Annotated in this window: 14 protein-coding genes; 9 read left to right on the plus strand and 5 right to left on the minus strand. The window is 68.7% G+C overall.

Annotation, left to right across the window (positions count from 1 at the left end; genetic code table 11):
- Positions 1 to 4 precede the first annotated feature (4 nt).
- Together K883_RS16250 and K883_RS16255 are read left to right on the plus strand one after the other, a co-directional pair.
- Positions 5 to 535 (plus strand): FAS1-like dehydratase domain-containing protein, encoded by a 531-nt coding sequence (locus tag K883_RS16250; protein ID WP_014379641.1) that lies wholly within the window; start codon positions 5 to 7, stop codon positions 533 to 535.
- Positions 532 to 993, plus strand: coding sequence for a MaoC/PaaZ C-terminal domain-containing protein (locus tag K883_RS16255; protein WP_020822074.1), 462 nt, complete (start codon positions 532 to 534; stop codon positions 991 to 993). The genes K883_RS16250 and K883_RS16255 overlap by 4 nt, the downstream gene beginning before the upstream one ends.
- A 211-nt stretch (positions 994 to 1,204) precedes the next feature.
- Here the strand turns inward: K883_RS16255 and K883_RS16260 are convergent, their stop codons facing one another.
- Positions 1,205 to 2,671, minus strand: a complete 1,467-nt coding sequence (locus K883_RS16260) for an aldehyde dehydrogenase (RefSeq protein ID WP_036454982.1) — start codon at positions 2,669 to 2,671, stop codon at positions 1,205 to 1,207.
- A gap of 137 nt (positions 2,672 to 2,808) precedes the next feature.
- Between K883_RS16260 and K883_RS16265 the strand changes: the two genes are divergently transcribed.
- The gene (locus K883_RS16265) at positions 2,809 to 4,164 is read left to right on the plus strand and encodes a hypothetical protein (protein WP_020822076.1); all 1,356 of its coding nucleotides are present in this window, start codon (positions 2,809 to 2,811) and stop codon (positions 4,162 to 4,164) included.
- On the opposite strand, the gene K883_RS16270 is transcribed toward K883_RS16265, so the two are convergent.
- The gene (locus K883_RS16270; protein ID WP_036454983.1) at positions 4,153 to 5,298 is read right to left on the minus strand and encodes an aromatic ring-hydroxylating oxygenase subunit alpha; all 1,146 of its coding nucleotides are present in this window, start codon (positions 5,296 to 5,298) and stop codon (positions 4,153 to 4,155) included. The two genes, K883_RS16265 and K883_RS16270, sit on opposite strands and share 12 nt — an antisense overlap.
- An 81-nt stretch (positions 5,299 to 5,379) precedes the next feature.
- Positions 5,380 to 6,219, minus strand: coding sequence for a helix-turn-helix domain-containing protein (locus K883_RS16275; protein ID WP_157884940.1), 840 nt, complete (start codon positions 6,217 to 6,219; stop codon positions 5,380 to 5,382).
- Positions 6,220 to 6,306: 87 nt separating this feature from the next.
- Between K883_RS16275 and K883_RS16280 the strand changes: the two genes are divergently transcribed.
- From K883_RS16280 to K883_RS16300, 5 genes are all read left to right on the plus strand, one after another.
- A complete protein-coding gene (locus K883_RS16280) occupies positions 6,307 to 6,747 on the plus strand; it encodes a hypothetical protein (RefSeq protein WP_020822079.1) in 441 nt (146 codons plus the stop codon).
- 49 nt (positions 6,748 to 6,796) lie between these two features.
- Positions 6,797 to 7,519: a DUF1906 domain-containing protein gene (locus tag K883_RS16285; protein WP_009957520.1), complete on the plus strand. Its 723-nt coding sequence runs from the start codon at positions 6,797 to 6,799 to the stop codon at positions 7,517 to 7,519.
- A 551-nt stretch (positions 7,520 to 8,070) separates the two neighbouring features.
- Positions 8,071 to 17,325, plus strand: a complete 9,255-nt coding sequence (locus K883_RS16290) for a type I polyketide synthase (protein WP_036454986.1) — start codon at positions 8,071 to 8,073, stop codon at positions 17,323 to 17,325.
- Between the two features lie 9 nt (positions 17,326 to 17,334).
- On the plus strand, positions 17,335 to 17,727 hold the full coding sequence (locus tag K883_RS16295; protein WP_008255070.1) for a holo-ACP synthase AcpS: 393 nt from the start codon (positions 17,335 to 17,337) through the stop codon (positions 17,725 to 17,727).
- A 99-nt stretch (positions 17,728 to 17,826) separates the two neighbouring features.
- Positions 17,827 to 19,161, plus strand: a complete 1,335-nt coding sequence (locus K883_RS16300) for a dipeptidase (protein ID WP_008255072.1) — start codon at positions 17,827 to 17,829, stop codon at positions 19,159 to 19,161.
- Here K883_RS16300 and K883_RS16305 read toward each other — a convergent pair.
- Entirely contained in the window at positions 19,158 to 19,598 is a 441-nt protein-coding gene (locus tag K883_RS16305) for a nitroreductase family deazaflavin-dependent oxidoreductase (protein WP_008255075.1), read from the minus strand. The genes K883_RS16300 and K883_RS16305 overlap by 4 nt on opposite strands.
- A gap of 135 nt (positions 19,599 to 19,733) precedes the next feature.
- Here K883_RS16305 and K883_RS16310 point away from each other — a divergent pair, with 135 nt between their 5' ends.
- A complete protein-coding gene (locus tag K883_RS16310) occupies positions 19,734 to 21,110 on the plus strand; it encodes a cytochrome P450 (protein WP_008255076.1) in 1,377 nt (458 codons plus the stop codon).
- Here the strand turns inward: K883_RS16310 and bcp are convergent.
- The gene (gene bcp, locus K883_RS16315; protein WP_008255078.1) at positions 21,107 to 21,580 is read right to left on the minus strand and encodes a thioredoxin-dependent thiol peroxidase; all 474 of its coding nucleotides are present in this window, start codon (positions 21,578 to 21,580) and stop codon (positions 21,107 to 21,109) included. The genes K883_RS16310 and bcp overlap by 4 nt on opposite strands.
- Positions 21,581 to 21,590 lie beyond the last annotated feature (10 nt).

Raw genomic sequence — 21,590 nt, forward strand, 5'->3', positions numbered from 1 at the left:
ATACGTGGACCAGGATTTCAGTCAGCGGCTGGCCTTCGGCACCTACGAGGATGCGTTGCGGATGGTCGGCACGAAAAGCGAACCCCGCACCGCGGCCACGGCGGTCAGCGCCGCCCGCATCCAATTGTTCGCCGCGATGGTCCGCGACGGGAACCGTTCCTATTGGGATTCCGAGTTCGCTCGTCGGCAATGGGGAGGCCTGCTCGCGCCACCCGCTTTGCTGATGGGCTGGTTGATCGCGCCGCCCTGGCAGCCCGGAGGGAGGAGGTCCGGTTCATTGATCGCCCTGCGGGTGCCGCTGCCGGGCACCACATTCATCAACGCGGCCAACGAGGTTGAGTTTCCCCAACCCATCGTGGAAGGCGACGTGCTGACCGTCGTCGACGAGCTGGTGTCGGTGTCGCCGGAAAAGCGGACCAGGCTGGGCGTCGGCCATTTCGTCGAGACGCTGGAGACCTATCGCCGCCAGGACGGCGCCGTGGTCGCCACCTCCCGCAACACCCTGTTCCGCTTCACCCCCGGGCCGCCCTCGTGACCGGCGACGGCCTGGACTTCGACCGGATCACCGTTCCGGTCGCGCTGCCCGAGGTGGTTGACCACATCAGCTACCAGCGCGTGGTGGAGAACGCCGGGGCGACGTGGGACTACTTCCCCGGCCATTTCGACCCGGATTACGCTCAAGCTCAAGGGAATCCGACGATCTACGTCAACACGATGCACCTCGCCGGCTTCGCCGACCGGGTCGCGACCGAGTGGGCGGGGCCGCGCAGTCGCGTGGTGCGGCGCTCCATGCGGCTGACCGGGTCGGTGTACGCCGGCGACACCATGACCGGCCGCGGGCGCGCGGTGGCCAAACGGCGGGACACCTCGGTGGACCCGCCGCGCTGCCTGGTCGACCTCGAAATCCAGGTGACCAATCAGCATGGCGCGCTGTGCTGCCCGGTCGAGCTGACGCTGCAGGTGCCCGAGGACCCGCATCACGGCGATGGATGACAACGCCGAACTGCACCTGGCGGTGTGCCGCCGGTTCGGTGAGGCGGTTGCGTTGAGTGTGAATCGTTGGCGCCGAGTGTGAATCGTGGGCTTTGAATGGGAACACCGGGAGGCGACACGCCGACAATCCCCACCACGGATTCACACTCGAAGCCCAGGATTCACAGTCAAGTGCCAACCGCGCCGGGGCCGCGATCCCTGATGGCAGACCTCATAGGGGTGGCAGCTGCCCTTTGCATATCAGCGTCTGCAGTTCGACATACTCGTGCAGACCCTCGGGGCCGAACTCGCGCCCGATGCCGGATTGCTTGAATCCGCCGAACGGTGCCCCGATGTCGAGGGTGTACATGTTGATGCCGTAGGTCCCCGTGCGGACGGCGGCCGCGACGTCGAGGCCGTGCCCGATGTCGGACGTCCACACCGAACCGGCCAGACCGTAGTCGGTCTCGTTGGCGATGCGGATCGCGTCGTCCTCGTCCCGGTAGCGCAGCACCGTGAGCACCGGCCCGAAAATCTCCTCCCGGGCGATGCGCATGTCGTTGGTGGCGTCGGCGAACAGCGTCGGCTGCACGTACCAGCCGCGCTCGGACGGGCTCTGTTCGCCACCCAGGACGACGCGGGCCCCTTCGCTGCGGCCGGACTGGATGTAGTCCTGGACGCGGCGCTGTTGGCGTTGGGCCACAAGCGGTCCGATGTCCGTTGCCTCGTCGGCCGGGTCACCGACGTGCAGCGCTGACATCATGCCGGCCAGGGCGTCGACGACCTCGTCGTGCTTGCGGTCGCTGACCAGGATGCGGGTCTGGGCGACGCAGGCCTGGCCGTTGTTCATCAGGCCCGCGCTCTTCAACCCGGCCACGGTCTTGTCGATATCGGCGTCGTCGAGGATGATCGCCGCCGACTTGCCGCCCAGCTCCAGGCTCACGCGTTTCAGTTGTTCCCCGCACAGGGCGGCGATCCGGCGCCCGACGGCGCTGGACCCGGTGAACGCGATCTTGTCCACGCCCGGGTGGCGCACCAGCGCCTCGCCGACGTCGGTGCCGCCGGGCAGCACCGAGACCACGCCCTCGGGCAGGTCAAGCTGCTCGATCATCTCGGCCAACCACAAAGCGTCCAAAGGCGTTTCGGGTGCGGGCTTGACGATCACCGTGCACCCCGCGATGAGCGCGGGGATCAGCTTGGGCATGATCAAAAACTGGGGCACGTTCCAGGGCACGATCGCGCCCACCACCCCAACCGGGGCCCGGCGCAGGTGCACTTCGCCGAGCACGCCCTGGCGGCGTTCGGTCCACGGAAAGTCGCGGGCGGCGGCCAGCGCGAGGTGGATCAGCGACGCGGCAGCCGCCCCCTGGCCCATCCGGCTGAAACTGCGCGGTGATCCCATCTCGTCGGTGATCAGGTCGGCCATGTCGTCGCTGTGGCGGGCGTAGATCGCGGCGAGCTGTTCGACTTTGGCCATCCGATCGGCGTGGCTCATCCGCGGCCACGGTCCGTGGTCGAAGGCGTGCCGAGCGGCGACAACCGCGGCGTCGACGTCCTCGGGCCCGGCCGCCTGGACGTGACCGACCGGCTCCTCGGAGTGCGGCGAGATCACGTCGAGCTGTTGGGGATTGGCGGGCTTGCGCCACTGCCCTCCGATGAACACTTCGTCGTAACAACGATGGTCGGAATTCTTCGTCATCGGGGCGCCTCCTCGAGGCAGCGGTGGGTGCAGTACGACCGTGACCGTAATTCGCTATTGACGCTAACATAGCGAAGAAAGAGCGAAGCGGGAAGCCGCGAGCGGATCATCAGCGACGATGTCGAGGCGGGCGCGATATGAAGAGCGACTGGCGCAGTTACCCATTCCAGTTGGTGCCCGGCGACGGCCAGCTCGAGTTTCCCGCCGCCGAAGGCGAACACCCCGACCAGGAGTCGGACACCTGGTTCATCGCGGGCCAGCTGGACGCCGCCGAGACCGACAGGTCCTTTGCCTTCCTGACGATTTTCAACAAGAACCGGCCCGGCGGGACGATCGTCGCCGATTTCTACACGATGGCGCTCTTCGACCTCGACACCGGCGATTACGGCACGTACACGGATTACGACATGCCGCCGGCCAACCTCGAACCGGGGGCGCCGCGCAAGCTCGAGCTGGCCACGGGTTATCTCGACATCAGCTACGCCGGCGGTGCGGGTACCGCGTCCTGGACCACGTGCCGCAACGGGGACGGGGGGTTACTGCCCTACACCTACCGCGTCAGCCTGGTGGGGGAGGACCATTCCGGTCGGCGGATGCGGCTGGACCTGGCCGTAACCCCCACGCGCGCACCGACTCCGGTGGGCGCCTCGACCTACAACGGCAAGATCGTCTGCTTCGGCCAAGAAGACACCTACTCCTACTTCCAGACCGGTATGGCGATGACCGGCACCCTGTGCTGGGGCGAGGAGATCCACCAGGTCTCCGGCAACAGTGGCCATGTCGATCGGCAATGGTTCCCGAAATACGCCGGCGGCGGGGGAACGGCGGGGGATCCGCGGGCCCGGTCGCACGAATGGCGCACCATCAACTTCGACAACGGCGTCGACTTGAGCGTGTGGCGGCAGTTCGACCGGACGAACCGCAATGTCCTGCAACCGTTCACCGGTGTCACCACGAGCTACCCCGATCCCGCCAGCTCGCCGCAATGCGCCGAAGACATCGAGGTCACGATCAGCAGCTACGTCCGGTGGCCGGAGACGGTGCGGCCCCTGGTGCGCCCGCTTGCCCCAGCCCGGTACCTGCCCGATCGTCACCGGATCACCTGTCGCACACTGGGACTCGACATCGTCGGTGAGCCGGTGGTGCCGGCGCCCGCCCATGGCCTGCCGATCGAATACATGGAGGGGCCCTACCGTTACCGCGGGACGCTGGGTGGGCAGCCGGTGACCGCGTTCGCCTTCAACGAACGATCGCTTGCCCTGTATCGGGATTGGGAGCTGGTGGAGGTGCTCACCACCACCGTCGCGAACATCGAACCGTCCGACCCCGACCTGCAGACAGCGGTGGAGCGGCTGGCGTCGTTGGTGGCCGCCGGGCGTCGGGGTGAGGCGGTCGGACTGCTGACCGAGGTGCGCCCCTCTCAAACCGGTGCGCTGGCAACGCTTCTGGACGATCTGGTCGCGGTGCTGTCGGCCGATGAGTCAGCGAGCTGAACTCGCCAGCGCCTGAGCCCACGTGATGTGTCGGTGCTGCAGCCCCGGCTCGTTGCGGCCGAACACCAGGTGGTCGCGGGCGCCCGACTCGAGGTTGGCCTGGAGCCCCTGCACCAACCGGTAGTCCTCGTCACGCACGGTGGCGTGCGCGTATTCGAAGACGGCCTGAGCGCCGGCGGCCACCGATTCGTCGGACAGGTCCTGCGGTGTGGCGTTCTGGTGCACGGTGATCGAGCGGCCCGGCTGATCACCGGGGTAGACGCGGAACAGTTCGCCGTTGGCGATCGTCACTGACAGCACGATGTTGGGGAACAGCGCGTAGATCACGACCATGTTGTGGAACGGATTCCACTGTTCCTCGGGCACCTCGTCGAGTTCCAGAATGGTGTTGAGCGGAAAGATCAGCCGGTGGTGCGGGCCGAAGGAGTCGAACACCGTGCAGTTGCTGCGGGCGATGGTGGCGAACGTCTGCTGGTGGACGGTGGCGAAATGGTAGTTCTCGGCGAAGGTGTCGATCGCCAGCTTCCAGTTGATCGGCGTGTCGAGCACCTTCTCGCCCAACGGCGACCAGCGCCCGATGCCCCAGGAATCGAGTTCGTCGGCCAGCGGTCCCAGGTGCGCGGCCACGTCCAGCGTCGTACCGGGATCCAGTGAGACCCAGAGGAATCCGGCGAACTCGGTGGCCGGGAGTTCGGCCAGGCCGTCGGACTTGACGGCAGTGCTGGGAAAACCCTCACGCCCCGGCAGACCCACTAACCGCCCGGTGTTGTCGTATGTCCACGCGTGGTAGGGACAGGTGAACCGCTTCGCGGTGCCGCATCCCGTGACCACCTGCGACTGCCGATGCAGGCACACGTTGTCGAACGCCTTCACCGAGCCATCGGCAGTCCGGGTCAACAGGATGGACCGACCCATCACCGTCTTGGTGCAATACGCCCCCGGGGCGGGAAGTTCGGACACGTAGCCGACCAACTGCGGGCTGGCCAGCAGCATGGCCCGGTCGAGGTCGTGGCGTTCGGGACTGGTGTAGTCCCGCGCCTCGACCCGGTGCTCGCTCGGGGCGAGGTCTGTTGTCTTGTCGCGCGCCAACTTCAAGGCGCGGCGGGTCAGGTCGATGAGCTGGTCGCGTTCCATCTGAACTCCGGTGGCAGTCAAGCGCTCGCGGTAACTCTACTAACTTTATAGTGATAATAAATTAAGGTCCACGCGCTGACCCTAGCCGATGTAGGGCAGCAACTGCGGGTGCTGCTGAGCGATCGCGCGCAGCCTCCGATCACCGTCGAGACCGCGCAGGTAGTCGCCGGTCGCCGGGTCCGCGGGAAAGAACGACTCGATGATCAGGCTTTCCACGGAGATGTCGAGCGGACTGCCGAAGGTGGCGATGATGCTGACGAATCGGAGCTCGGTGTTGTCCAGCGTGAGCATCTGAAACGGCACGTACAGCTCGCCGGTCCGCTCGCCGCGGTCGCCGCCCTTGGGCACCGGATAACTCGAGAGCTCCTCGTAAAGACGGCGGATGTCCGGGGCCGCGGTGGCCTGCGCGTGCCGGCGAACCCGGCCCAGGATGGCGGCGTGCACCTCGGCGCGGTTGAGCAACCGCTGCGCCAATCCCCGCGGGTGCAGGCACAACCTCATGACGTTGATCGGTGGGCGCAGCAGTTCCGCGTCGACCCCTTCGGCGAGCACGACGCACCCCACATTGCCCGCTATCAGGTTCCAGCAGGCATCGGTGACGATGGCCGGGTACGGGGCGTGGCCGGCCAGTACCGAGTCGACGGCCGCCTTCACCGGCCTCATGCGTTCGGCGTCCAGGGTGTGCTCGCCGAACATCGGTGCGTAGCCGCCGTCGAGCAGCAGTCGGTTGCGCGCGGCCAGCGGCAGGTCCAGGGACTCGCCGATGCGCAGCAACAACGCGCGGCTGGGATTGGCCCGGCCGGTCTCGACAAAACTGAGGTGGCGGGGCGAAACACCGAGCTGATGCGCCAGTTCCATCTGGCTCAATCGCCGACGGGTGCGCCACTCGCGCACCGCCACACCCGCTGCACTCCGAGGCATCGTGAAGAACCTAACGCCGTTGCGTGGAGCTAAACCACTACCTCGAAGGTAATCGACCTACCTACCTGCGCGGCGAAGACTGCATGCATGACCACCACATCGAAACCAGCCTCACCGCCGCAGCCCGCGGGCCTGCGCCGCGCGTTCGCCGCCGCCGCCGTCGGTCGGATCCTGCTGGGCGCCACGGCGTTTGCCTACCCGGCGTCCCAGACTCGCATGAACGGGGTGCCCGATCACATGCTGTCCACGGAGCTCAAGTATCTGATCCGCATTTTCGGGGCCCGGGCCCTGGCCCTGGGCATCGGTTATCTCGGCAGCGACGAACCCAACCGGCGGCGCTGGCAATACATCGGCCTGATGGTCGACACGCTGGACAACATCAACGCCCTGCTGGAGCTGAGACATCTCCAGCGCGGCGACCCCAGGGTCCGCTCGCTGCTGAGCCTCATGGCGGTGACCGGCCCCTACGCGATGTTGGGCGCGGCGGGCGCGCTGCAGCGCCGAGGCGGCACCGTGACGCACATGTGACCAGTGTGACCAATGTGTCATATGGGGTTTGTGTCGTACCCTGTGGCTTGTGTCATCGGTTTCGCGGCGCGACCTGTTCAAATACGCGGCCGCGGCGCCCGCCCTGCTGGGTCTGGGCGCCGCGGGTGCGTCGTTGGATGCCGCGCCGGCCTCGGCGTCGCTGGGCACCCTGCTGGACTACGCGGCCGGGGTCATTCCGGCCAGCGAGATCCGCGCCGCGGGGGCCGTGGGATCGATCCGGTACGTCTCGGACCGACGGCCCGGCGGGAAGTGGATGCTCGGCAAGCCGATCCAGGTCGCCGAAGCGCGCGACCTCCACAGCAACGGACTCAAGATCGTCTCCTGCTACCAGTACGGCAAGGGCAACACCGCGGACTGGCTGGGCGGCGCCAACGCCGGCCTGCAGCACGCGCAACGCGGAATGCAGCTCCACGCCGCGGCCGGCGGCCCCGCCACGGCGCCCATCTATGCCTCGATCGACGACGACCCGTCCTATGAGCAGTACAAGAGCCAGATCGCGCCGTACCTGCGGTCGTGGGAGTCGGTCATCGGCCATCAGCGCACAGGCGTGTACGCCAATTCGAAGACCATCGACTGGGCACTGCACGACGGTTTGGGCTCTTACTTCTGGCAGCACAACTGGGGCTCGCCCAAGGGGTACGCCCATCCCGCCGCCCACTTGCACCAGGTTGAGATCGACAAACGCAGCGTCGGCGGGGTGGGCGTGGACATCAACGAGATCCTCAAGCCCCAATTCGGGCAGTGGGCCTAGCGGCCGCACATCGTCGTCCGGTCCGACCGGGACGCGGACTCTTAGAAAGCCCAGCAAACACTCGTTCGCTCATTTTCGCGCCGGCTCGGTGTGCCCGCCCCGCGGTCGGCATCGGTGATGCCGCTCAGACGGCGCTCCGCGGCCCCAAAAATTTATATAACGATTCGATAACAAAACTGCTTTGATCTGCGCAGTTATAGCTACTCGACCGTAACCACCTGCATGCAGCAGGTTTGGGAATCGCGTCCGCGCCGCCGGTCAAACCCCGTGTTACCCAGGACACGGTTACCCATGCGTAGAACTCGCCAGTAACCGATCACCACGCCAAACGGGGGTGGAATCTTATGACACTCTTAGTACAGCCGATGAAGTCCGTCGCACCGCTCAGCGCCATCCGGGCGGTCGCCGACAACGCACCGGCCGCCGTTTCCCGGCTGTGATTCGACGCTGAACCACGCCGCATCGAGGAGCACCGGCGAGTGCCCACCCTCTGGTGGTGACCGCCCATACGAACCGAGACGTAAAGACGCATACCAGGGGAGACAGAGAAGGTGACAATCCACGAGCATGACCGGGTGTCCGCCGAGCGCGACGGGCAGGGCCCGCAGGGAGGCACGCACCCAGCCGGGGACACCCACGCTCTTGTCGACCGCCTGACGGCCGGTGAGCCCTACGCCGTGGCGTTCGGTGGCCAGGGCAGCGCCTGGCTGGAGACCCTCGAGGAACTGGTGTCGTCGGCCGGCATCGAATCGGATCTGGCGGGGCTGGTCGGTGAGGTCGAACTGCTCCTCGAGCCGGTGGCAAAAGAGCTGGTCGTGGTGCGTCCCATCGGCTTCGAGCCGCTGACGTGGGTCCGCGCGCTGGCCGCCGAGGACCCGATCCCGTCGAACAAGCACCTGACCTCGGCCGCGGTATCGATCCCGGGCGTGCTGCTCACCCAGATCGCGGCCGTGCGCGCGCTGGCGCGGCAGGGCATGGATCTGAGCGCGACGCCGCCGGTGGCCGTCGCCGGGCATTCCCAGGGCGTGCTCGCCGTCGAGGCGCTCAAGGGCGGGGGCGCTCGCGACGTCGAGCTGCTGGCGTTGGCCCAGCTGATCGGCGCGGCCGGGACGCTGGTGGCCCGTCGCCGCGGGATCTCCGTGCTGGGCGACCGGCCGCCGATGGTGTCGGTCACCAATGCGGACCCCGAGCGCATCAGCCGGCTGCTCGACGAGTTCGCGCAGGACGTGCGGACCGTCCTGCCGCCCGTGCTGTCCATCCGCAACGGCCGCCGTTCGGTCGTCATCACCGGCACCCCCGAACAGCTGTCCCGCTTCGAGCTCTATTGCCAGCAGATCTCGGAGAAGGAAGAGGCCGACCGGAAGAACAAGCTGCGCGGCGGCGACGTCTTCTCGCCGGTGTTCGATCCGGTGCAGGTCGAGGTGGGCTTCCACACCCCCCGCCTGGCCGACGGCATCGACATCGTCGGCGCCTGGGCCGAGCAGGTGGGCCTGGACGTCGCCCTGGCCCGGGAACTGACGGAATCCATCCTGGTGCGCCCGGTCGACTGGGTGCAGGAGATCACCCGCGTCAACGACGCCGGCGCCCGGTGGATCCTGGACCTGGGTCCCGGCGACATCCTGACCCGGCTGACCGCACCGGTGATCCGCGGCCTGGGTGTGGGCATCGTGCCCGCCGCCACCCGCGGCGGTCAGCGCAACCTCTTCACCGTCGGCGCCGTCCCCGAGGTGGCGCGGGCCTGGTCGAGCTACGCGCCGACGCTGGTTCGCCTGCCCGACGGCCGGGTCAAGCTCTCGACCAAGTTCACCCGCCTGACCGGCCGCTCGCCGATTCTGCTCGCGGGCATGACCCCGACCACGGTCGACGCCAAGATCGTGGCCGCCGCGGCCAACGCCGGCCACTGGGCCGAGCTCGCCGGAGGCGGGCAGGTCACCGAGGAGATCTTCGCCAACCGGATCGACGAGCTCTCCGAGCTGCTGGAGGACGGTCGCACCTACCAGTTCAACGCGCTGTTCCTCGACCCCTACCTGTGGAAGCTGCAGGTCGGCGGCAAGCGGTTGGTGCAGAAGGCGCGTCAGTCCGGCGCGGCCATCGACGGGCTGGTCATCAGCGCGGGCATCCCCGAGCTCGAGGAAGCCGTCGACCTGATCGAGGAGCTGGGCGACGTCGGCATCAGTCACGTCGTCTTCAAGCCCGGCACCGTCGAGCAGATCCGCTCGGTCATCCGCATCGCCACCGAGGTGTCTACCAAACCGGTGATCGCGCACATCGAGGGCGGGCGCGCCGGCGGCCACCACTCCTGGGAGGACCTCGACGACCTGCTGCTGGCGACCTACTCGGAGCTGCGGTCGCGCTCCAACATCACCGTCTGCGTCGGCGGCGGCATCGGCACGCCCCAGCGGGCGGCCGACTACCTGTCCGGGCGCTGGGCGCAGGCCTACGGTTTCCCGCTGATGCCGATCGACGGCATCCTGGTCGGCACCGCGGCGATGGCGGCCAAGGAGGCCACGACTTCGCCGTCGGTCAAGCGGATGCTGGTGGAAACCCAGGGCACCGACCAGTGGATCGGCGCCGGGAAAGCCTCCGGTGGCATGGCATCCAGCCGCAGCCAGCTCGGCGCGGACATTCACGAGATCGACAACAGCGCCTCGCGCTGCGGACGGTTGCTCGACGAGGTCGCCGGTGACGCCGACGCCGTGGCTCAGCGCCGCGACGAGATCATCGCGGCGATGGCCACCACCGCCAAGCCGTACTTCGGCGACGCCGGCGAGATGACCTACCTGCAGTGGCTGCAGCGCTACGTCGAGCTGGCCATCGGGGACGGCGACTCCACCGCCGACACCGCCGCGCCGGGCAGCCCGTGGCTGGCCGACACCTGGCGCGACCGTTTCCAGCAGATGTTGCAGCGCGCCGAAGCGCGTTTGCACCCAAAGGATTTCGGCCCCATCGAGACGCTCTTCAACGACGAGGCCCTGCTGGAGAACCCCGGGGCGGCGATCGATCTGCTGCTCGAGCGCTACCCCGACGCCGAGACGGTCCAACTGCACCCGGCCGACGTTCCGTTCTTCGTCACCCTGTGCAAGACGGTGGGCAAGCCGGTCAACTTCGTGCCGGTCATCGACAAGGATGTGCGGCGCTGGTGGCGCAGCGACTCGCTGTGGCAGGCCCACGATGCCCGCTACGACGCCGACCAGGTGTGCATCATTCCGGGCACCGCGGCCGTCGCGGGGATCACCCGAATGGACGAACCCGTCGGTGAACTGCTGGACCGCTTCGAGCAGGCGGCCGTCGACGAGGCGCTGGCCGCCGGGATCGAGCCGACGGCCGTCACGTCGCGCCGCACCGGCCGCGCGGATGTGACCGGGCCGCTGGCCGTCGTGCTGGACGCCCCGGACGTGCAGTGGGCCGGCCGCACGGCGATCAACCCGGTCCACCGGATCGCCGACCCCTCCGAGTGGCTGGTGCACGGAGACTCCGAAGGACCCGAAAGCCGCCGCGCCACGCACTCGTCGACCGGGGCGCGGCTGCAGGTCGAAGGCGACCGCGTCGTCCTCAGCGTCCCGGTGTCGGGGGTCTGGGTCGAGATCCCGTTCACCTTGCCCCCCAACACCCTTGACGGCGCGACGCCGGTGGTCTCCACCGACGATGCCGCCACGGCCATGCGGTCGGTGCTGGCGATCGCCGCCGGCGTCGACGGGCCGGAGTTCATGCCCCCGGTCACCGACGGAACGGCCACCGTCACGGTGGACTGGGACCCCGAGCGCGTCGCCGACCACACCGGTGTCACGGCCACCTTCGGGGAGCCGTTGGCGCCCAGCCTCACCACCGTGCCCGACGCCCTCGTTGGCCCGTGCTGGCCCGCGGTCTTCTCCGCAATCGGTTCGGCGGTCACCGACACCGGCATCCCGGTGGTGGAGGGGCTGCTGAGCCTGGTGCATCTCGACCACGCCGCGCACATGATCGGCGCGCTGCCGAAGAACCCGGCCCAATTGACGATCACCGCAACGGCTTTGGCGGCCGCCGACACCGATATGGGGCGTGTCGTTCCCGTCTCGGTCACCATCGCCGGCGCCGACGGTGAGGTGATCGCGACCCTCGACGAGCGCTTTGCGATCCTCGGACGCACCGGTGCGGCCGAACTGGCCGACCCGGTGCGCGCCGGTGGCGCGGTCTCCGAAAACGCCACCGACACTCCGCGTCGGCGCCGCCGCGACGTCACCACCACCGCGCCCGTCGACATGCGACCGTTCGCGGTGGTGTCCGGCGACCACAACCCCATCCACACCGACCGGGCCGCCGCCCTGCTGGCCGGCCTGGAATCGCCCATCGTGCACGGCATGTGGCTGTCGGCGGCCGCCCAGCACGCGGTGACCGCCACCGACGGCCAGGCCCGCCCGCCGGCGCGGCTGATCGGCTGGACCGCCCGCTTCCTGGGCATGGTGCGTCCCGGCGACGAGGTCGCCTTCCGCGTTGACCGTGTCGGGATCGACCAGGGCGCAGAGGTTTTGGAGGTCACCGCCAAGGTTGGATCCGACCTGGTGATGTCGGCGACGGCGCGCCTGGCCGCCCCGCACACCGTCTACGCGTTCCCCGGTCAGGGAATTCAGCACAAGGGCATGGGCATGGATGTGCGCGCCCGGTCCAAGGCCGCCCGCAAGGTGTGGGACAAGGCGGACAAGTTCACCCGCGACACACTCGGCTTCTCGGTGCTGCACGTGGTGCGCGACAACCCGACCAGCATCATCGCCAGCGGGGTGCCCTACAACCACCCCGAGGGGGTGCTGTACCTGACGCAGTTCACCCAGGTCGCGATGGCCACGGTGGCGGCGGCGCAGGTCGCCGAGATGCGCGAGCAGGGGGCCTTCGTCGAAGACGCGATCGCCTGCGGGCACTCCGTCGGCGAGTACACCGCGCTGGCCTGCGTGACCGGCATCTATGAGCTGGAAGCGTTGCTGGAGACGGTGTTTCACCGTGGATCGAAGATGCACGACATCGTGCCCCGCGACGAGCTGGGCCGGTCCAACTACCGGCTGGCGGCGATCCGGCCGTCGCAGATCGACCTCCCCGATGACGAGGTCCCGGGGTTCGTGGCGGGAATCGCCGAGAGCACAGGCGAGTTCCTCGAGATCGTCAACTTCAACCTGCGCGGCTCACAGTATGCGATCGCCGGCACGGTCCGCGGGCTCGAGGCGCTGGAGGCCGAGGTGGAGCGGCGTCGCGAGATCACCGGCGGCAAGCGCTCGTTCATCCTGGTGCCGGGCATCGACGTGCCGTTCCACTCGCGGGTGTTGCGGGTGGGCGTCGCGGAGTTCCGGCGCTCCCTCGACCGGGTCATGCCGCGCGACAAGGATCCCGACGTCATCATCGGGCGCTACATCCCCAACCTGGTGCCCCGCCCGTTCACCCTGGACCGCGACTTCATCCAGGAGATCCGTGACCTGGTGCCGGCCGAGCCGCTCGACCCCATCCTCGCCGACTACGACACCTGGCTCGCCGAGCGTCGCATCGAGATGGCGCGCACCGTCCTGATCGAGCTGCTGGCCTGGCAGTTCGCCAGCCCGGTGCGCTGGATCGAGACCCAGGACCTGCTGTTCACCGAGGAGGCCGCCGGCGGCCTGGGTGTGGAGCGGTTCGTCGAGATCGGCGTGAAGTCCGCGCCGACCGTCGCCGGGCTGGCCACCAACACGCTCAAGCTCCCCGAATATGCCCACAGCACAGTCGAAGTGCTCAACGCCGAGCGCGACGCCGCGGTGCTGTTCGCGACCGACACCGATCCCGAGCCGGAGCCCGAGGTCGACGAGGTCGCGGTCGAGGCACCGGAGGCATCCGGTTCGCCGGTGGAGGCCGCCCCGGCCGCCCCGGCACCGGCGGCCGCCGCATCGGGCCCGCGCCCCGACGACATCGGATTCGACGCCGCCGACGCGACGTTGGCGTTGATCGCGTTGTCGGCCAAGATGCGCATCGACCAGATCGAGGAGCTGGACTCCATCGAATCCATCACCGACGGTGCCTCATCGCGGCGCAACCAGCTGCTGGTGGACCTGGGTTCGGAGCTGAACCTCGGCGCCATCGACGGCGCCGCCGAAGCCGACCTGGCCGGGCTGCGCGCCCAGGTGACCAAGCTGGCGCGCACCTACAAGCCTTACGGCCCAGTGCTTTCCGACGCGATCAACGACCAGCTGCGCACGGTGCTGGGCCCGTCGGGCAAGCGGCCCGCCGCCATCGCCGAGCGGGTCAAGAAGACCTGGGAGCTGGGCGAGGGTTGGGCCAAGCACGTCACGGTCGAAGTGGCGCTGGGAACCCGCGAGGGCACCAGCGTCCGCGGCGGCGCCATGGGTCATCTGCACGAGGGGGCCCTGGCCGACGCCGCCGCCGTCGACAAGGCCATCGACGCCGCGGTCGCGTCCGTCGCCGCGCGCCACGGCATCTCGGTCGCGCTGCCATCGTCGGGCGGTGGCGGTGGCGGTGCGACCATCGACGCGGCCGCGCTGGGCGAATTCACCGCCCAGATCACCGGACGCGACGGCGTGCTGGCTTCGGCGGCCCGCCTGGTGCTGAACCAGCTGGGCCTCGACGACCCGGTCAGCGCGTCGCCGGCGGCCACCGATGCCGAGCTGATCGACCTGGTGACCGCCGAACTCGGCGCGGACTGGCCACGCCTGGTCGCGCCCGTGTTCGAGCCGAAGAAGGCGGTGCTGTTCGACGACCGGTGGGCCAGCGCCCGCGAGGACCTGGTCAAGCTGTGGCTGACCGACGAGGGCGACATCGACGCCCGGTGGGTGGAGCTGTCCGAAAGGTTCGAGGGCGCAGGCCATGTCGTGGCCACCCAGGCCACCTGGTGGCAGGGCAAGGCCCTGTCCGCGGGCCGGCAGATCCACGCGTCGCTGTTCGGCCGGATCGCGGCCGGCGCCGAGAATCCGGATCCCGGCCCCTACGCACACGAAGTCGCCGTGGTGACGGGGGCCTCCAAGGGCTCGATCGCGGCGTCGGTCGTCGCGCGACTGCTCGACGGCGGCGCCACGGTCATCGCCACAACGTCGAAGCTCGACGACGAGCGGCTGGCGTTCTACCGGGGCCTGTATCGCGACCACGCTCGTTACGGCGCGGCGCTGTGGGTGGTCGCGGCCAACATGGCCTCCTACTCCGATATCGACGCCCTGGTCGAGTGGGTCGGCACCGAGCAGTCCGAAAGCCTTGGGCCGCAGTCGATTCACATCAAGGACGCGCAGACCCCGACGCTGCTGTTCCCGTTCGCGGCGCCGCGCGTCGTCGGCGACCTGTCGGAGGCCGGCTCCCGCTCCGAGATGGAGATGAAGGTGCTGCTGTGGGCGGTGCAGCGGTTGATCGGCGGGCTATCGAAGATCGGCGCCGAGCGCGACATCGCGTCGCGGCTGCACGTCGTGCTGCCCGGCTCACCCAACCGCGGAATGTTCGGCGGTGACGGCGCCTACGGTGAGGCCAAGTCGGCGCTCGACGCGTTGGTGAGTCGTTGGCACGCCGAATCCTCGTGGGCGGCACGGGTCAGCCTGGCGCACGCGCTGATCGGCTGGACCCGCGGCACCGGGCTGATGGGCCACAACGACGCCATCGTCGACGCGGTCGAGGAGGCCGGCGTCACCACGTACTCGACGGACGAGATGGCGGCAATGCTGTTGGCCCTCTGCGACATCGAGTCGAAGGTGGCGGCCGCCGCAGAGCCGATCAAGGCCGACCTGACCGGTGGGCTCGGGGAGGCCAACCTCGACATGGCCGAGCTGGCCGCCAAGGCCCGCGAGCGATCCGCCTCGGGCGAGGACGACGACCCCGAGGCGCCCGAGGCCGAGGGCGGCATCGCCGCCTTGCCGTCCCCACCGCGCGGCTACAGCCCCGCGCCGCCCCCCGAATGGGCGGACCTCGACGTCGACCTCAACGACCTGGTGGTCATCGTCGGCGGCGCGGAACTCGGGCCGTACGGTTCGTCGCGGACCCGCTTCGAGATGGAGGTGGCCGGCGAGCTGTCGGCGGCCGGTGTGCTCGAGCTGGCCTGGACCACCGGACTGGTCAAGTGGGAGGACGATCCCCAACCCGGTTGGTACGACACCGAATCCGGCGACTTGGTCGACGAGTCGGAGCTGGTCGATCGCTACCACGACGCCGTGGTCGAGCGGTGCGGCATCCGCGAATTCGTCGACGACGGTGCGATCGATCCCGATCACGCCTCACCGCTTCTGGTCAGTGTGTTCCTCGACAAGGACTTCTCGTTCGTGGTGTCCAGCGAGGCCGACGCGCGTGCGTTCGTCGAGTTCGATCCCGAGCACACCGTGGCCCGGCCGGTGCCGGACTCCAGCGACTGGGAGGTGATCCGCAAGGCGGGCACCGAGATCCGCGTTCCGAGGAAGACCAAGCTGTCGCGGACGGTCGGCGCGCAAATCCCCACCGGGTTCGACCCGACGGTGTGGGGCATCACCCCGGACATGGCCAATTCCATTGACCGGGTGGCGCTGTGGAACATCGTGGCGACCGTGGACGCGTTCCTGTCCTCGGGCTTCACCCCGACCGAGCTGCTGCGCTGGGTGCACCCCAGCCTGGTGGCCTCCACGCAGGGCACCGGCATGGGCGGCATGACCTCGATGCAGACCATGTACCACGGCAACCTGCTGGGCCGGGCCAAGCCGAACGACATCCTGCAGGAGGTGCTGCCGAACGTCGTTGCGGCCCACGTCATGCAGTCCTACGTCGGTGGTTACGGCGCGATGGTGCACCCGGTCGCGGCCTGCGCGACGGTCGCCGTGTCGGTCGAGGAGGGCGTGGACAAGATCCGGCTCGGCAAGGCCGAATTCGTGGTCGCCGGTGGGTTCGACGACCTGACCCTGGAGGCCATCATCGGCTTCGGTGACATGGCGGCCACCGCCGACACCGAGATGATGCGGGCCAAGGGCATCAGCGATTCGAAGTTCTCGCGCGCCAACGACCGGCGCCGCCTCGGGTTCCTGGAAGCCCAGGGCGGTGGCACCATCCTGCTGGCCAACGGCGCGCTGGCGGCCAAGATGGGATTGCCGGTGCTGGCCGTGGTCGGCTACGCACAGAGCTTCGCCGACGGTGTGCACACCTCGATCCCGGCGCCCGGGCTCGGAGGCCTCGGCGCCGGCCGCGGTGGCAAGGACTCGCAGCTGGCCCGCTCGCTGGCCAAGCTGGGTGTGGGGGCGGACGACATCGCGGTCGTGTCCAAGCACGACACCTCGACGCTGGCCAACGACCCCAACGAGACCGAGCTGCACGAGCGGTTGGCCGACTCGATGGGCCGGTCGCCGGGCAACCCGCTGTTCGTGGTGAGCCAGAAGACCCTCACCGGTCACAGCAAGGGTGGCGCGGCGGCGTTCCAGCTGATGGGCCTGTGCCAGATGCTGCGTGACGGCGTCATCCCGCCCAACCGCAGCCTGGATTGCGTCGACGACGAGCTGGCCACCGCCGGTCACTTCGTCTGGGTGCGTGAGGCTTTGGACCTGCGCGGCAAGTTCCCGCTCAAGGCCGGTCTGGTGACCAGCCTCGGCTTCGGCCACGTGTCGGGTCTGATCGCGTTGGTGCACCCGCAGGCGTTCATCGCCGCGCTGGACCCGGCCGATCGGGACGGCTACCGCAAGCGGGCCGAGCAGCGCCTGCTGGCCGGTCAGCGCCGGCTTGCCTCCGCGATCGCCGGCGGGCGTCCGATGTATGAGAAGCCGGCCGACCGGCGGTTCAACCACGACGAGCCGGAGAAGCGTCAGGAGGCGGCGATGTTGCTCAACGCCGACGCCCGCCTCGGCGAAGACGATCTTTACGTCGGCTAGGGTCGGTGCGTGGCGATCGTCGGAGTAGGCATCGATCTCGTCTCCATCCCTGATTTCGCCGAGCAGGTCGACCAGCCGGGAACTGTTTTCGCCGAGACGTTCACCCCGGGTGAGCGCCGCGACGCCTCGGACAAGAGTTCGTCGGCGGCGCGTCACCTGGCGGCCCGCTGGGCGGCCAAGGAGGCGGTGATCAAGGCATGGTCGGGGTCTCGCTTCGCGCAGCGGCCCGTGCTGCCCGAGGACATCCACCGCGACATCGAGGTGGTCACCGATATGTGGGGGCGGCCGCGGGTGCGGTTGAGCGGCGACATCGCCAAACACCTGGCCGATGTGATCATTCACGTGTCGTTGACGCACGAGGGGGACACCGCTGCCGCGGTGGCGATCCTGGAGACGACGTAGGCTCCTCCCTCTGTCTTCGAGTGTGGGTCCTCTGGACGAATTCACGCCGGTCTTCGTACCTGGCCCCCACACTCGACGGCGCGCGCGTAGGAGGAAGACATGAGCGATCTGGTTGACCGCGTCCGCGAGGTGCTGCCGTCGGTGCGGCGCGACCTGGAAGACCTGGTGCGCATCGAATCGGTGTGGGCCGATCCCGGCCGGCGCTCCGAGGTGCACCGCAGCGCCCAGGCGGTGGCAGATCTGTTGTCGCAGGCCGGTTTCGGCGACGTGCAGATCGTCAGCGAGGGGGGAGCGCCCGCGGTCATCGCGCGCCATCCCGCGCCGCCCGGCGCGCCGACCGTGCTGCTGTATGCCCATCACGACGTGCAGCCCGAGGGCGACCGCGGCCAGTGGACGTCGCCGCCGTTCGAGCCCACCGAACGTGACGGACGGCTCTACGGCCGCGGCAGCGCCGACGACAAGGCCGGTATCGCAACGCATTTGGCGGCCTTTCGGGCACACGGCGGCCGGCCGCCCGTCGGCGTGACCGTGTTCGTCGAAGGCGAAGAGGAATCCGGCTCGCCCTCGCTCGCCCGATTGCTTGCCGCCCACCGCGACACGCTGGCCGCCGACGTGATCGTCATCGCCGACTCGGACAACTGGAGTGTCGACACCCCGGCGCTGACCGTGTCGCTGCGCGGATTGGTCGACTGCGTGGTGGAGGTCGCCACGCTCGACCACGGGCTGCACTCCGGCCTGTGGGGCGGGGTGGTGCCCGACGCGCTCACCGTGCTGGTGCGGTTGCTGGCCAGCCTGCACGACGACGACGGCAACGTGGCCGTGGCGGGCCTGCACGAAACCGACACCGCCGCGCTGCACTACCCCGACTACCCGGCCGAGCGGGTCCGCACCGACTCCGGCCTGCTCGACGGCGTGTCGGAGATCGGGTCGGGCTCGGTGCCGCAACGGCTGTGGGCCAAACCCGCGATCACGGTGATCGGCATCGATACCACCCCCATCGAGAAGGCGTCGAACACGCTGATCCCGCGGGCACGGGCCAAGATCAGCATGCGCGTGGCCCCCGGCGGCGACGCCGCCGCGCACCTGAACGCCCTCACCGCCCATTTGCAAAGCCACGCACCGTGGGGCGCCCACGTCAGCGTCACCCGCGGCGACCTCGGCGAGCCCTACGCCATCGAGGCCAGCGGCGACGTCTACGACGCGGCCCGCGTGGCGTTCCGGCGGGCGTGGGGGGCCGAGCCCATCGATATGGGCATGGGCGGCTCCATCCCGTTCATCGCGGAATTCGCCGCCGCCTTCCCGCAGGCAAAGATCCTCGTCACCGGCGTGGAAGACCCGGGTACCCAGGCGCACAGCATCAACGAGAGCCTGCACCTGGGGGTCCTGGAACGCGCCGCGATCAGCGAGGCGCTGCTGCTGGCCAACCTGGCCTAGCGGTTGGGCGTCAGCACCACGACGGGAATCGGGCGCGACGTCTGCTCCTGGTACCTGGCGTACTGGCCCTTGTTGACCTTGTTGACGATCTTCCACAGCCGGTCGTATTCGGTGTCGCCGGGCAGGACGGAACGCGCTGTGGCGCCGAAACGCCGCGGGCCGACGTTGATTTCCACCTCGGGGCGCGCCTTCACGTTGTGGTACCAGCCCGGCGAGCGCGCGGCGCCCCCGTTGGACGCGGTCACCAGGTAGTCCTCGCCGTCGCGGCCATAGGCCAGCGCGGCCGTGCGTGGCGCGCCCGTCTTCGCACCAACCGTGTGCAGCAACAGGCTGGGCATCCACATCATCCGGTGCCCGATCCAGCCGTGAGTTCCGCGATACACGTGATCGTGGAACCGGATGAATCCGGTGAGCGCTTTCTCGGCGAGGGAACTCATGGAAGCCAGTATCGCCGCGTGGACAGGATCTCTGCCAGATGAGCCGACAAGCCGCGCGAATGCTTAACGAGACCGACAGTCTCGTCGCATACTGCTTCTACAGGCAGCAGCCACTCGTCCGCAGGAGACGCCACCGTGAGTACGGAAGACACCCTCACCGGCATCACCCCCACCAAGGCCGGCAAGACCCACCGTTACCACTTCGATCGCCACACCCCGGAGTACCGCGAGCGGTTCACCGCAATCACCGAGGAGATGCACGCCAAGTGCCCGGTGGCGTGGACCGACACCTACGACGGGCATTGGGTGGCGGCGGGCAGCCGGGAGGTCTTCGAGCTCGCGCGATGCCCGCACGTGTCCAACGACCACGACGTCACCGGCGAAGGCACCGGCTACAAGGGCATCACCATTCCCACGATTCCGCAGGGCACCGGCGTGCGTGGCGGCATGCTCGAGATGGATGAACCCGAGCACTCCGCCTACCGCAGCATCCTCAACCCCTACCTGTCGCCGGCGGCCATCAAACGCTGGAAGCCATTCGTCGACGAGATCGTGCGGGCCAGCATCGACGAGAAGATCGAAACCGGGCGGATCGACTTCGTCGACGATCTCGCGAACGTCGTGCCGGCCGTCCTGACGCTGGCCCTGATGGGCGTTCCGCTGAAGAAGTGGCAACTCTATTGCGAGCCGGCCCACGCCAACGTCTACACGCCCGCCGATTCCCCGGACGCCCCAAGGGTTTTGGAGCAGACGATGGCGATGGGCGCGGACCTGTTCAACCACCTCCTCGAGATCCGCGAGAATCCGCGCCCCGGCATAGTGGACGCGCTGGCACGACTGCGGATCGACGGCGAACCCGCCCCCGACGCCGAACTGCTCGGAATGCTCGGCCTGATCATCGGCGGAGGTTTCGACACGACGACGGCGCTGACCGCGCACGCGCTCGAATGGCTCGGCGAAAATCCCGAGCAGCGCGAACTGCTGAGGCGGGAATCGGAGACGTTGCTCGCCTCGGCGACCGAGGAATTCCTGCGTTTCTTCACGCCCGCGCCGGGGGACGGCCGCACGATCGCCGCCGATCTCGAGATCGCGGGCACGCAGTTCAAGGAGGGCGATCGCCTGTGGCTGTCCTGGGCGATGGCCAACCGCGATCCCGCGGTGTTCCCCGATCCGAATCGATTGGACCTCGCGCGAAAGAACAACCGGCACTTCAGCTTCGGGCTAGGCATCCACCGCTGCATCGGCTCGAATGTCGCGCGGGTGGTGTTCAAGTCGATGCTCACGGCGGTCCTCGACCGGATGCCCGACTACCGCTGCGACCCCGAAGGCACCGTGCACTATCCGACCATCGGCGTGATCCAGGGCATGCAGCACCTTCCGGCGACCTTCACCCCCGGCAGGCGGCTTGGACCCGGCATCGACGAGACGCTGGAGAAGCTGCAGCGGGTGTGCGACGAACAGGGGATCGCGCGGCCGATCACCGAGTACACCGAGGCCGCCGTAATCAGCTAGACGGACAGGTCGCGGCGCAGCTTGGCGACGTGGCCGGTCGCTTTGACGTTGTACTGCGCGACGGCGATCTTGCCCTTCTCGTCGACCACGAACGTCGAGCGGATGACGCCCGTGACGGTCTTGCCGTACATCTGCTTTTCGCCGTAGGCGCCATAGGCCGTCAGCACTTTGCGATCGGGATCGGACAGCAGCGGGAACGTCAGCCCCTCCGCGTCACGGAATTTGGCGAGCTTCTCTGGCTTGTCGGGGGAGATGCCGATGACGTCGAGGCCGGCGCCGTTGAGCTCGGCCAGGCTGTCCCGAAAGTCGCACGCCTGCTTGGTGCACCCGGGAGTCGACGCGGCCGGATAGAAGTAGACGATGACCCGGCGCCCCTTGTAGTCGGCCAGCGACACCTTGTTGCCGTCGGCGTCGGGCAGGTTGAAGGAGGGCGCTTTGTCGCCGGGTGCAAGCCGCGTGGTCTCGGTCAAGGTGGGGCCC

It is taken from the genome of Mycobacterium sp. TKK-01-0059 (genome assembly GCF_000709305.1).
GTDB lineage: Bacteria > Actinomycetota > Actinomycetes > Mycobacteriales > Mycobacteriaceae > Mycobacterium > Mycobacterium intracellulare.